Here is a 13,821-nt window from a genome sequence, read left to right on the forward strand (position 1 = left end):
CTTCGACCCCCGGAGAGTGCCGTGACCCGCTCCTACCAGCGCAACCCCCGCTACCCCGCCGTCGATGGAAGGGTCGCGCGCGGGTGGGAGGCCGCTGTCCGGACCCTGCCCGCCGGGCCGGCCGTAGTGGCCCTCGACGGCCCGGCCGCGCTCGACTGGAGCGCCGTACACAGCCATCTGTCCCGCGCGCTCGCCGCGCACGGCACGCCCGCCCGCTTCGTGGACCTGCGCGAGTTCGAGGCCGACTGGGACACGGTCCTCGAGCGGACCGGCGACGGCCCGGACGCGGATCCGTACTACCTGCCCCTCGCCCGCGCCTCCGTTGCCGGGGCATACGCGACGCTGCCCCGGACCGACACTCCCGACCAGGGGCTGCTGATCGTCCTGGGCCCCGGCGCCGCGCTCGTCCGGCACGACCTGCTGTGGTACGCCGACCTGCCCAAGCGCCACGCCGAAGCGGCCGTCGCCGCCGGGGACCCGGCCGTGGGCGTCAACCTCGGCCGCCACAGCGCGCCCGGTGACCTGCGCCGTCTGTTCTACGCGGACTGGCCCGTGCTCGACGCCCACCGCGACGCCCACGCGGCCGACATCGACCGCTGGCTGGACCTCCAGGACACCCGGCGTCCGGCCTCGATCGACGGAAGCACCCTGCGCGCCACTCTCGCGCACCTGGCCGGCGGCCCGGTCCGTACCCGGCCGTGGTTCAACTCCACCCTCTGGGGAGGACAGTGGGCCTCGAGCGAACTGGGCTTCACGCCGCAGAACGGCAACACCGCACTCGGCTACGAGCTGATCGCTCCCGAGGCGGGCGTCCTGGTGGGCGACGGGCCCGAGGCCGAGGTGGAGCTGCCCTTCCAACTGCTCTGCGTCCTGCATCCCGAGGAGTTCCTCGGGGCCGCGGTGCACGAGGAGTTCGGCACATCCTTCCCGATCCGCTACGACTACCTCGACACCGTTCAGGGAGGCAGTCTCTCGGTCCATGTGCACCCGCGCGAGGAGTACATGCGCGCACACTTCGGTTGGGCCTACACCCAGCACGAGACCTACTACCTCACGGCCACGGCTGCCGAGGACCCCCGCGTCTACCTGGGACTCCAGCAGGACGCCGACATCGAGCTGATGCGCAAGCAGGTGATCGCCGCGATCGAGCACGGCGAGGAGATGAACGTCGAACGCTTCGTCCAGAGCCATCCCGCCCAGGAAGGCCGGCTCTACCTGATCCCGGCGGGGACACCGCACGCCTCGGGCACCGGCAACCTCGTCCTGGAGATCAGCGCCACACCGTACCTGTACTCTCTGCGCTTCTACGACTGGCTCCGCAAGGGGAAGAACGGAGCGCCCCGCCCGCTGCCCTACGAGCACGCGTTCGCCAACCTCGACGACACCCGCCGGGGCGAGGCGGTGAGCCGCGACCTCATGCAGCAGCCGCGTGTGCTGCGCGAGGGGGCCGACTGGCGTGAGGAGGTTCTCGGTGCGCTGCCGGAGATGTTCTACGAGGTGCGCCGCGTGGTGCTCGAGCCGTCCTGCCGGAGCGCGGCCATGGACACCGCGGGCCGGTTCCACATCCTCAACGTCTCCTCCGGTGACGGCGTCGTGATCGAGTGGGGCGACGGCCGTTCGCACGACCTCGCCTTCGCCGAGACACTGACGGTCCCCGCCCAGGTCGGCCCCTACCGGTTGCGTCCCCTGGGCTCGCAGCCCGTGCACGTCGTCACCTCACTGGTCAGGGAGAACCGTTGATGCAGCCGGTACTGGAGATCGGCGGCACGCATGTCACCGCCGCCCTGGTGGACCTGTCCGCGGGAGCCGTGCACGCGGAGCCCGCCCGGGAACCGCTGCCCCCGCACGGCTCCGCCGAGGAGATTCTCGGCCGCCTCGCCCGGACCGCCTCCCGTATCGGGGCGCCGCCGTCCTCCACCTGGGGGGTGGCCGTGCCCGGGCCCTTCAACTACGAGGCCGGCCTGGCACTGTTCGAAGGCGTGGGGAAGTTCGACGCGTTGTACGGCACGGATGTCGACGCCGCCTTGCGTGCGCGCATCCACCCGGCACCCGCCACACTCCACTTCGTCAACGACGCCGACGCCTTCGGCATGGGCGAACACACCGGCGGGGCCGCGGCCGGACACGCACGCGCCATCTGCCTGACACTCGGCAGCGGCGTGGGCTCGGCCTTCCTTGCGGACGGCAGGCCGGTCAACGACGGACCGCACGTTCCGCCGGAAGGCAGCGCACACCGGCTCGCCTTCGCCGGGCTCCCGCTGGAGGACACGGTCTCGCGCCGCGCGATCCGTGCCGCCTACGCCCGGGCCGCGGACGGCAGTCCGGACGACGTGCCCGACGTGCGGGGCATCGCCTCCCGCGCACGCGCCGGAGACGCCCTCGCCGGCGAGGTGCTCGATCACGCCTTCCACGCCCTGGGTGTCACCATGGCCCCCTGGGTGAACCGCTTCGCAGCCACCGTGCTGGTCGTCGGCGGCTCCATCGCGGCGTCCTGGGACCTCGTGGTGGCGCCACTGCGCGACGGTCTGGCGGCCGGCGGAGCGTCCGGGCCGGGCCTCGCACCCGCCCGCCTGCCCGACACGGCCTCACTTCTGGGGGCCGCACGGTGGGCCGCGTCCCGGACGTCGGACGAGGAGGGCAGCCAAGGCGTCCGCCTATGATGGTGGATCCGCGCAGACGGCGAACGGCTGCCGGTGGTTGAAGGGAGCAGCAACGCAGTGTCCGGGTCCGAAACCGCCGGAGAGCCGCCTCGCCCCACCCCCACGATGCGAGACGTCGCAGCACGCGCCGGCGTCAGCGCCATGACCGTCTCGAGGGTACTGAAGGGGAACGAGGGCGTCGGCGAGTCCACCCGTCGACGCGTTCTCGAAGCCGTGACCGACCTGGGCTACCGCCGCAACGAGACGGCGCGCAATCTGCGGCTCGGCAGGCACAGTGGGCTGGTCGGACTCGTCGTCACCAACCTCGCCAACCCCTTCTACGCCCAGCTCGCCCTCGGCGCCGAGGAAGTGGTGCAGGCCTACGGCCTCAGGCTGGTGCTCGGCAACACCGCCGAACAGCTCGCGCAGGAGAAGCACCTGGTCCAGGACCTCGTCTCCCGGCAGGTGAACGGTCTGATCGTCGTCCCGGCCGGCTCCGACCAACGCCACCTCTCCCCCGAGGAGCTGGAAGGCACCCCGCTCGTCCTGGCCGCACGCCCGCCGGCCGGCATCGAGGCCGACACCGTGCTGGTCGACGACTTCGGCGGTGCGCGAGCCGCCACCGCGCGGCTCGTGGCGGACGGCCACGAGAGGATCGGTTTCCTCGGCAACCCTCCCACCCTCTTCACCGGCGCCGAGCGCTTTCGCGGCTGGTGGTCCGCGCTGGAGGAGGCCGGACTCCAGCCACGCGAGGAGTGGGTGCGGCGCGGCCCGTACAACGTCGTCACGGCCGAGGCCGCGGCGCGGGAACTGCTCGACCGCCCGGGCGCACCCACCGCGTTGTTCTGTGCCAACAACCGTCTGACCCTGGGTGCCTGCCGTGCGGTGCGCGGTCTCGGCACGGCCGCCGCCCTCGCCGGTTTCGACGATGTGGAGTCCGCCGACCTGCTGGGTGTTCCCCTCACCCTGGCCTCCTACGCCCCCGACGAGATCGGGCGCCGGGCGGCCCAGCTGCTCATGGACCGCCTGGAGGCCGGATCCGGGACAGGGCCGACCGGCCCGCCGCGCAGGACGGTCATTCCCACCCTGCTGGCCACCTACGGCGGGTGAGACCCGGGGCCCGGTCTGAAGGGCCTGGTTCGTCGGCGTCCGGGGCGTGACTCCGTGGGCGAAGCGCCGCTACGTTAACGATACCAAGCGCCGTATCGACCCCTACCACCGTGAGCAATACCTACGTCAGCCACTCTGACCTGGCCCTTCTTCATGACAAGCAATTGAGTCCAGCGAAAACCTTGTGGGCGTTGGATGGTGTCGTTAACGTTCTCGTCCGGAGACATCAGCGGCACCCCGGCCTGTCTACCCCGCGGTCGCGGTCGTCCCTCACACTCCGTCCGGCGAAAGGGCACCGATGAACTCCTTTGGTACGACAGCGAGAGGCGTGCGGCCGGGCCCCACTCGTCGCGGCTTCCTCGCCGGGCTCGGCGCAGGCATCTCCGGGCTCGCCCTCGCCGGCTGCGCACGCGGAGACAGCACCGCCGCGGTCGCGGGCACGGCGAGCTTCAGCAACGACAACGGGAGCTGGGACGAGGGCTACGCCCTGGCCTCCGACGCGCTGCGTCCCCTCACCGGCTACTCGCTGCGCCCGCAGTCCGTCCCGGAAGCGATCGCCTACCAGCTGGTCACCCAGATGACGCTGCAGACCTCGCACGCGCCGGATCTGATCAAGTGGACGTCCGGCTATGAGCTCAAGAAGCTGGCGCGCGGCGGACAGCTCACCGACTTGTCCGGTCTGTGGGGCGCGTACGCGGACAAGGGATGGATCACCGAGTCACAGCGCGACACGATGCAGTACCGCGGCGCGGTCTACGGAATCCCGTTGTACGAGTCCTACTACGTCGTCTTCTACAGCCCCCCGGTCTTCGCCCGGCTCGGACTGCGCGCGCCGGGCAGCTGGGAGGAACTGCTGCACTGTGCCACCGTCCTCAAGCGCCACGACATCACGCCCTTCGTGGCCACCCAGGCCGGCGGCTGGCCCGCCTACGAATGGTTCCAGGAGCTCATCAGCAAGATCGACCCCGACTTCTACACCGCACTGGTCGAGGGGAAGGCCCGCTACACCGACGAACCGGCGGTCCGGGCGATGGACATCTGGCACGAGTTCATACGCAAGGGCTGGACGACCCCGCCCGACTACGACCAGGGAAAGGGCGCCGCCGAACTCCGCGAGGGCCGGGTCGGGATGTTCCTGCACGCGACATGGCACACGAAGAACCTGAGCGGTGCGGGCATGCGCCCCCTCAAGGACTACGACGCCTTCGTCCTGCCCACCGTTGCCAGGTCCACGAAGAAGTCGGTGATCACGGAGAGCAGCGCGCTCGCGGTGCCGCGCCGGGCCACCACCCACGAGGCCGGCATGGCGAGCGCCGGGGCCTGGCTGCACCCGAACGTTCAGCGCGCGTGGACAGACTACCTCCAGGACGGCTCGGCCAATCCCGCCGTACGGTCCAGCAACCCCGTGGTGGCCGGTCTCAGGGAGAACATCACGAAGGAACGGCGCGCACGTCTCGTCCGCTACAGCGAGGCCAGCCCGCCCAGCATCATCCAGGGCAACATCCAGGATCTCTCGGCCTTCATGACCGGCCAGACGTCGCCCGGAGCGACGCTGAGCAGCATGGCGGAACGCGCGGACGAGGAATGGCACACGTGGAGGCAGGACGAGGCATGAGGACCACTACCGCGCCACCCGCCACCACCGCCCCCCCAGCACCGCTCGCCCGACCCACGCCCCCGCCGGCCGCCTACCGTCAAGCCCCGGGCGGCGGCACGTGATCGTCTCGCCGCCGGGGCCTTCCTGACCCCGTCGGTCGCACTGGTCGGTGTGGTGCTGCTCGCGCCCTTCGCGACGACGATCTACCGAAGCTTCTTCGACGACCACCGTCACTCCGGCTTCGCCGGTGTGGACAACTACCGGCTCTTCCTCACCGACGACGCGCTGCTGCGCTCCGTGGAGAACACGCTCCTGTGGGTGGCGGGGACCGTGGCGCTGCCCTTCGCACTCGGCATGCTCATCGCCTGCCTCACTGACGCCACCCGCTGGTCACGGTTCGCGCGGTTGTGCGTCGTCATCCCCTACGCGCTGTCCGGCGCCGCCGTGGCCGTCGTGTGGAACTTCGTCCTGAGCACCGACGGTGCGCTCAACCAGCTGCTGTCCGCGGTCGGCCTGGGCTCCCTCGGCCAGAGCTGGCTGCTCGACTGGCCGGGGAACACCCTGGTCATCATCTGCGTCAACGCCTGGCAGGCCACCGGTGTGGCGGTCATTCTCATCCTCGTCGGGCTGCAGGGCATCCCGCCCGAGACACTGGAAGCCGCCGATCTCGACGGCGCCGGTCCCTGGCAGCGCTTCCGCTTCGTCGTGCTGCCCCAGCTCCGTCCGGTGTCGGTCATCGTGATCGGCATGAGCCTGGCCAACGGGCTCAAGTCCTTCGACCTTCTCTGGGTTCTCACCCGGGGCGGCCCCGGGCGGGCCACGGAGACACTGGCGGTCTCCATGTACCAGGAGACCTTCCTGCTCCAGCGGCCCGGAGCAGGCTCCGCGATCGCGGTGATCCTCACCGTGATCGTCCTTGCGGCGTCCTGGTTGTATCTCCGGCGCCAGTTCGACGAGAAGGGCGCGTGACGATGCATCTCGGCAGAGTTCTGCGGAACACCGTGCTGATCCTCCTGTCCCTGCTGTGGGCCATCCCGTCCTGGCTGCTCCTGGTCAACGCGCTCGTCCCCGCACAGGAGTACACCGGTACGCCCCACTGGCTGCCGAAGAGCTTCGGGCTCTTCGACAACTTCGCGACGGCATGGACCGAGGCGGACCTGGGGCCCGCCATGGGCAACAGTCTGCTGTACGCCGTCGTCGGCTCCCTCGTCGCGGTGGTCATCGCCACCGCGGCCGCGTTCGCGGTGGTGATCATGCCCGTGCGGCGCCGCGTTCTGTGGTTCTGGCTGATCTACTCGGGCACGCTGCTGCCGCTCCAGGTGTTCCTGCGCCCGCTGTTCCTCTCCTACGCGCGCTTCGACCTGTACGACACACAGATCGGCATGTTCCTGGTGTACGCCACCATCTCCATCCCGTTCTCGTTCTTCCTCATGCGCAACTACGCCACCACCGTGCCCCGGGAGGTCGTCGAGGCGGCACGGATGGACGGCGCCTCGTGGTGGCGACTGTTCTGGCAGATCCACGTACCGCTGTCGAAGTCGGCGATGGTGGCCGCGTTCTCCTTCCAGTTCGTCGCCATCTGGAACGACCTCCTGTTCGGCATCACCTTCAGCGCCAGTGACAACATCCGGCCCGCCATCGCCGCGCTTTCCGAACTCCAGGGCAACTACTCCGACGTCGGGCCCCCCGTGGTCCTGGCGGGCGCCCTTCTCGTCTCGCTCCCCACCCTCCTTCTCTTCTTCTCCGCCCAGCGCTTCTTCGTCAACAACCTCAAGCTCACGCGCTGACCCCCGTTTCTGTACCCGCCCCACTGCGTTGCGGAGCCCCATCCATGCATGACGACCGTGAACTGACCGAAGCCCGACTGCGCCGCGTGCTGGAACAGCGCATTCGCCCCGCCGTGTATCCCGCCTCCGTGCCGCTGGAGGTCGCGGCGTGGGTCTCGCCCGGCGAGCCGGTTCCGCCGGCCGAGGGGCTGAGGGCCGCCCACACTCCCGTCGCCGTGGGAGAGCGGTGGGGCGCCCCCTGGGACACCACGTGGTTCCGGGTACGCGGCGAAGTGCCCCCCGAGTGGGCGGGGAAGACCGTGGAGGCCGTGCTGGACCTGGGCTTCGACGAGGGGCAACCCGGTTTCCAGTGCGAGGCCCTGGTCTACACCCCGGACGGCACACCGGTGAAAGGGCTCAACCCCCGTAACCAGTGGGTCCGGGTGGGCACCCGGGTCCAGGGCGGCGAACCCGTCGAGTGGCACTTGGAGGCCGCCTCCAACCCGTACCTGGATCTCGGCTCGTTCCTGCCGACGAGGCTCGGCGACCGGCACACCGCCCGCGCGGAACCCCAGTACCGTCTGGCGCGCATGGACCTCGCGGTCTTCGACCCGCAGGTGTGGGAACTCGTACAGGACCTGGAAGTGCTGGACGAGCTGATGCACGAGCTGCCGCTGGACAGCGAACGCCGCAGCCGGGTGCGGCGCGCCGTCGGCCGGTCCCTGGACGCTCTCGACCCGCAGGACGTGAACAGCACGGCTTCCGCGGCCAGGCAGGAGCTGGCGGATGTCCTGGCCTCGCCGTCCCACGCGTCCGCGCACCGCATCAGTGCGGTCGGGCACGCGCACATCGACTCCGCCTGGCTGTGGCCCCTGCGCGAGACCGTACGGAAGGTCGCGCGCACCGCGGCCAACATGACCGCGCTGCTGGAGGACGCCCCCGAGTTCGTCTTCGCCATGTCCCAGGCACAGCAGTTCGCCTGGATCAAGGAACACCGGCCCGAGATCTACGCCAAGGTCAAGGACGCCGTGCGTGGCGGTCGGCTGGTGCCCACGGGCGGGATGTGGGTCGAATCCGACACGAACATGCCCGGATCGGAGGCGATGGCCCGTCAGTTCGTGCACGGGAAGCGGTTCTTCCTGGACGAGTTCGGAGTCGAGAGCGACGAGGTGTGGCTGCCCGACTCGTTCGGCTTCGCCGCGGGCCTTCCACAGATCATCGCGGCCGCGGGTGCCAAGCGGCTGCTCACCCAGAAGATCTCCTGGAGCCGCACCAATTCCTTTCCCCATCACACCTTCTGGTGGGAAGGGATAGACGGGACCCGGATCTTCACCCACTTCCCGCCCATCGACACCTACAACTGCTCGATGGTGGGCAGTGAACTCGCGCACGCCGCACGCACCTTCAAGGAGCAGGGCGCGGCCAGTGGCTCGCTCGCCCCCACCGGGTGGGGGGACGGCGGAGGCGGCACGACGCGCGAGATGGTCGCCAAGGCGGCCCGCACGCACGACCTCGAAGGTTCTCCCACCGTCACCTGGGAGACACCGGAGGCGTTCTTCACCCGGGCCCAGGACGAGTACCCGGACCCCGCCGTCTGGGTCGGCGAGCTGTACCTCGAACTCCATCGGGGGACCTTCACCAGCCAGGCCCAGACCAAGCAGGGCAACCGGCGCAGCGAACACCTGCTGCGCGAGGCCGAGCTGTGGGCGGCCACCGCGGCCGTACGAACCGGGTTCGCGTACCCCTACACGCAACTGGACCGCATCTGGAAGACGGTCCTCCTGCACCAGTTCCACGACATTCTGCCCGGCTCGTCCATTGCCTGGGTGCACCGGGAGGCCCGGCACACCTACGCCGAAGTCGCCCGGGAGCTGGAAGGCGTCATCGGCGCCGCGCTCGAGGCGCTGGCCCCGTCCGGCGGCACCGAACTGCTCGCCAACTCGGCTCCCCATTCACGGGGCGGAGTGGCTGCGGGTGCTCTGGGCGCTCCCGTGGCCGACGGCGCCGACGTCACTTCCGAGCCGGACGCCGAGGGCGGCTTCGTCCTCGACAACGGGTTGCTGCGGGTCCGCGTCGACGCCCGCGGACTGGTCGTCTCGCTCTACGACAGGGAAGCCGGCCGGGAAGCACTGGCCCCCGAAGCGGCGGGGAACCTCCTGCAGATCCACCCGGACCTCCCCAACGAGTGGGACGCCTGGGACGTGGACGCGTTCTACCGCAACGTCGTCACGGACCTCGACGACGTGAGGGAAGTACGCCTGGAACACACCGGAGCGGACTCGGCGACGCTACGGGTCGTGCGTTCCTTCGGACGTTCGCGGGCCGTGCAGTCCCTGACCCTGGCGCGCGGGCAGCGGCGGATCGACCTGGAGACGGAGGTGGACTGGCACGAGACGGAGAAGTTCCTGAAGGTCGCCTTCCCTCTCGACATCCATGCCGAACGGTATGCCGCGGAGACGCAGTTCGGGCACCTGTACCGGCCCACTCACACCAACACCAGCTGGGAGGCCGCCAAGTTCGAGGCGTGCGCGCACCGTTTCGTGCACCTCGAGGAGCCGGGCTGGGGCGCGGCGGTCGTCAACGACTCGACGTACGGGCACGAGGTGACCCGAACGGTGCGCGCCGGCGCCGAGCGAGGAACGACCACGACCGTTCGCCTCTCCCTGCTGCGGGCGCCTCGCTTCCCGGACCCGGAGACCGACCAGGGAACGCACCGCTTCCGCTACTCCCTCGTCCCCGGGGCGCGACTGGCCGACGCGGTCCGTGAGGGGCACCGCATCAACCTGCCCGAGCGCCGGGTGACCGGGGCAGTCGACGCCCCCGGCAGCGTGCCCCTGGTCGGCGTCGACGCCGAGCAGGTGGTGGTCACCGCCGTGAAGCTCGCCGACGACGCCAGCGGCGACGTGATCGTGCGCTTCCACGAGGCGCACGGCGGACGCACCACGGCCACCGTGACCGCGGGCTTCTCCGTTGCCGACGTCACAGCGGTCGACCTCCTGGAACGCCCCCTCGACGCCCCCGCGCACATGACGGCCGAAGGGGACTCGGTACGCCTTGCCCTGCGGCCCTTCCAGATCGTGACCCTGCGGTTCGCCAGGAGCGACCGTGCCTGAGGGCCAGGGCACCGGATGCCGTCCACCCGCCATGCCCGCCCGCGGACTTGCTGCCGCCCGGCCTCCAGAGGAACCCCGCATGACCTCCGACCGCTCCCTGTGGACAGCGACCCCCGCCCCCGTCACCGGCTCCTGGCCGGACGTGGACGGCACACCCACCCTGCACGTCGACCTCGACCGTCCCGACGCCGTATGGCCCGAGGTGCATCCCGGCATCCACGACGCCGACGGAGGTCACCGGGCGCACCGCATCGTGGCGTCCTTCGCCCTCGAACACGCCGAAGACGCCGTCCTGCACCTCGCGTACGCGGCGGAGCGCGGCCCCTGCCCCGATCTCGAAGTCGTCCTGGACGGCACCCGTCACTCGCTGCACCACCTTGCCGTCGAGCGGGCCGACCGCGCCCGCACCGGGGACCCTGGCCCCACCTCCGGGCACGGCACACTCCGCATCCCGCTGCCCGCGGCATGGCTCACCCCCGGGCGGCACGAGCTGACCGTGACCACCGTCCTCGACGAACCCGCGGCCACCGGAGCGCCCCGCACCGAGGGCGGGTCCGCCGCCCACCGACCCGGCGAGGCACTGCCCCCGGCACGCGCCCACTACGGGAAGTGGTTCGGCTCCTATCTGCGGTGGGACGCCGTCCGGCTGGAGTCCAGCCGCACTCCACCGCCCCACACTCCGGCGTGGTCCCTGCGGACCACACCCCTCTACCTGCACGGTGACCCGCAGCCGGTTCCGCTGGTCGAGCTCACCGCTCACATCCCCGCGGGGGCCGCGCTTCCCGGCGATGTGTCCCTGCGTTACGCGGACCGGGTCCTGCCCGTTCCCAAGGCTCCGGAGCGGAACTTCGGCATGGTGCGCTGGCGGCTGCCCGCGCCCGGCTTCGACGCGCCGGCCGAGTTCGCCGTCCACGCGGGCGAGACCGTCCTGCACCGTGCCGACCTGACACCGGCGCGCCGCTGGACCGTGCACCTGATCCCGCACGTGCATCTCGATCTCGGCTTCACCGACACCCAGCCGAAGGCGCTGGAACTGCACTGCCGCAACATCGACAAGGCCCTGGACCGGCACGCCCAGGATCCCGCGTTCCGCTACAGCGTGGACGGGGCCCTGGTGGTCCGGGAGTACCTGAACACCCGCTCGCCGCGGCGACGCGCCCGTCTGCGCGAGGCGATCGCCGCCGGAGTGATCGGCGTCAACACCTTTCACAGCAACCTGCTCACGGGCATCACCAGCCTGGACGAGCTGCGCCACGCCCTCGACTTCGGCTCCTCCCTGCCCGCCGGGCCCGGGACCGTCCCCCGATACGCCAACATCACCGACGTACCCACGTGGACGGGGGTCCTGCCCTCGGTGCTCCGGATGGCGGGCGTGGACGCCTTCGTGGGCATGTCCAACCATCACCGCGCGGCGACCGCCGGCAGCGACGAAGTACACCTGATCTCACCGGTGCGCTGGCAGGCCCCCGACGGCAGTGAAGTCCTGGCCCACTTCGCCGACCACTACTCGCAACTGCGGTTCGTCGCCGCCGATCCGCAGTCCGTCGCCGGCGCGGTGAACGGCCTGGAACGCCTTCTCGAGCGTTACGAACGTCGGGACTACCTGCCCACCGATCTCGCCGTGATCGGCACCCACGCCGACAACGAGGATCTCGGGGACGGTGACGCCGGGTTCGCCGAACGGTGGAACGAGGCCTTCGCCCACCCCCGGGTGCGGGTCTCCACGTTCGGCGACTACCTGAGTTCCGTCGCGCCGCTGCGTGACCGTCTGCCGCTGCACAGGGCGGAGGGCGGGAGCTTCTGGGAGGACGGGCCCGCCGCCTCCGCAGCGGACGGCGCCGCCTACCGGCGGGCCCAGGCCATGCTGCCGGCGGCCGAGAACCTCGGCGTCGCCTCACAACTGACCGACGAGCGCTATCGCCCCGACCGGCAGGCCCTGGACCGCGCCTGGGACGGATTGATCATCGGGGGCGAGCACACCTGGACGTGGGCCCGTGCCGTATCCCACCCGCACGCACCACAGATCGACGACCAGCTCCACTGGAAGCGCCGTGCCATCGACGACGCGGCGCGGATCTCCCTCGACGAGAGCCGCCGCGTGCTCGGTCAGCTGGCCGAGGCCCTCGAGCTGGACGGCCCCTGCCTCCTGGTCCACAACCCGCACCCCTGGCCCGCGTCGCTGACCGTCGAGGTCGACCTGCCGCAGGGCAGCACCCCGCTGGACGCGCAAGGACGACCGGTCCCCCTCGAGGTGCTGAGCGACTGCGCCGGCATGCTCCGAGTCAGGCTGATCCTCGAGGAGATGGAGGCCTTCGGCTACCGCTCCTTCCCCCTGAGCGACCGAAGCGACACCGTTCCCGCGGGGGAAGGGACCCCGGCGGCCGCACTCACGCCCCCGTCGCACCCCGCCGACGAGCGGACCCCGGTGGGGGCCGCCACGGCCGGGGAGACGCAGACGAGCGAAGTGTGGGAGATCGGGCTTCGGGACGGCGACGGGCTTCCCGTCAGCCTGCGTCATCTGCCCACCGGCCGCGAACTCCTCGACTCCCGGGCCCCCTTCGCGCTGGGCGAGCTGATCCAGCTGACCGCCGCCGAGGCCAAGAGCAGCGGAGCCCACGACCGGACCATGATCAAGCAACTCGATTCGCGTCTCCACCCCGGCCCGCCCACCGCACTCGCCGAGGAACGCCCCGCGATGCGGCTGCTCGGCGTGCGCCGCACTCCGGACGGCACCCGGCTGCGATGGGCCGGCGAGGGCGCGGGCCTCGGCGACATCACCATGGAACTGCTGCTGGGCGACGCTCCCGACCAGTGCGAGCTGAGCGTCGAAGCGACGAAACTGCCGGTACTCGACATGGAATCGGTGTCCATCGCCTTCCCCTTCCTGGTCGACACGCCGACGGTGCGCTACGACAGGCAGCTGGGCTGGGTGGAGCCACGCGCCGATCACGGGCCGGGCTCGTCCAACGAGTGGCTCTCCGCCACCTCCGCGGTGACCGTCACGGCACCCGAGGGTCCCGGCGTGCTGTGGGCGGCCCCGGACAGCGCCCTGTTCTCCTCCTCCGACCTGGTCCGCGGCGTCTGGCCCGAGCGGTTCTCGGAGACGAACGGGTACCTGTACGCGTACGTGATGAACAACTTCTGGCCGTGCAACACGCCGCCCACGCAGTCCGGCCGGGTCCGGTTTCGCTACGTCTTCGCCGCCATCGACCGCCACGTGCCCGAAACGGCGTCACGGTTCGGGGCACAGGCCCGGCTCGGCGCCCTGGCTCATGAAGTGACCCCGCTCGACCGGTTCACCGAGACACGGCAGCCCCGATTCGCCGAGGGCGCACTGCTCGACCTGGGAGACGTGCCCGACTGCAGGGTTTCCCTGACCGGCGAGGAAGATCGCCTCGTCCTGCGGATCGCCAACCTGCGCGCCGTGGAGAACCACGACATCGCCCTCCGCGTCCCGGACGGCTTCCGTTCGGTGGAGGGCGATGTCGCGACGCCGGCTGCCGACGGCAGGCTCAGGCCCCGCCTGGGGCCCTTCGGCGCCGTGGAACTGCTCCTGAAAGGCGGTGAGCCTCGGCAGACGGACGACTGACGGTGGT

General features: G+C 70.9%; 8 protein-coding genes. All 8 read left to right on the forward strand.

Annotated elements, in window-relative coordinates; translation table 11 throughout:
* Window positions 1-21: 21 nt before the first annotated feature.
* The 8 genes from ACGH7X_RS00775 (at window position 22) to ACGH7X_RS00810 (ending at window position 13,814) form a co-directional block, all read left to right on the forward strand.
* A complete protein-coding gene (locus tag ACGH7X_RS00775; RefSeq protein ID WP_399880295.1) occupies window positions 22-1,740 on the forward strand; it encodes a class I mannose-6-phosphate isomerase in 1,719 nt (572 codons plus the stop codon).
* The gene (locus ACGH7X_RS00780) at window positions 1,740-2,660 is read left to right on the forward strand and encodes an ROK family protein (protein WP_399880298.1); all 921 of its coding nucleotides are present in this window, start codon (window positions 1,740-1,742) and stop codon (window positions 2,658-2,660) included. Before ACGH7X_RS00775 ends, ACGH7X_RS00780 begins: the two co-directional genes overlap by 1 nt.
* Window positions 2,661-2,765: 105 nt before the next feature.
* Entirely contained in the window at window positions 2,766-3,749 is a 984-nt protein-coding gene (locus ACGH7X_RS00785) for a LacI family DNA-binding transcriptional regulator (protein ID WP_399880301.1), read from the forward strand.
* A 328-nt stretch (window positions 3,750-4,077) separates the two neighbouring features.
* Window positions 4,078-5,364, forward strand: coding sequence for an ABC transporter substrate-binding protein (locus ACGH7X_RS00790; protein WP_399880304.1), 1,287 nt, complete (start codon window positions 4,078-4,080; stop codon window positions 5,362-5,364).
* Between the two features lie 153 nt (window positions 5,365-5,517).
* Entirely contained in the window at window positions 5,518-6,315 is a 798-nt protein-coding gene (locus ACGH7X_RS00795) for a carbohydrate ABC transporter permease (RefSeq protein WP_399880307.1), read from the forward strand.
* Between the two features lie 2 nt (window positions 6,316-6,317).
* Window positions 6,318-7,133 carry a carbohydrate ABC transporter permease gene (locus tag ACGH7X_RS00800; RefSeq protein ID WP_399896682.1) on the forward strand — a complete coding sequence of 272 codons (816 nt, stop codon included), beginning with the start codon at window positions 6,318-6,320 and terminating at the stop codon, window positions 7,131-7,133.
* Window positions 7,134-7,177: 44 nt separating this feature from the next.
* A complete protein-coding gene (locus ACGH7X_RS00805; RefSeq protein WP_399880310.1) occupies window positions 7,178-10,225 on the forward strand; it encodes an alpha-mannosidase in 3,048 nt (1,015 codons plus the stop codon).
* A gap of 79 nt (window positions 10,226-10,304) precedes the next feature.
* Window positions 10,305-13,814, forward strand: a complete 3,510-nt coding sequence (locus ACGH7X_RS00810) for a hypothetical protein (RefSeq protein WP_399880313.1) — start codon at window positions 10,305-10,307, stop codon at window positions 13,812-13,814.
* The last annotated feature ends 7 nt before the right edge of the window (window positions 13,815-13,821 follow it).

It is taken from the genome of Streptomyces sp. BBFR51 (genome assembly GCF_044591655.1).
Taxonomy (GTDB): Bacteria; Actinomycetota; Actinomycetes; order Streptomycetales; family Streptomycetaceae; genus Streptomyces.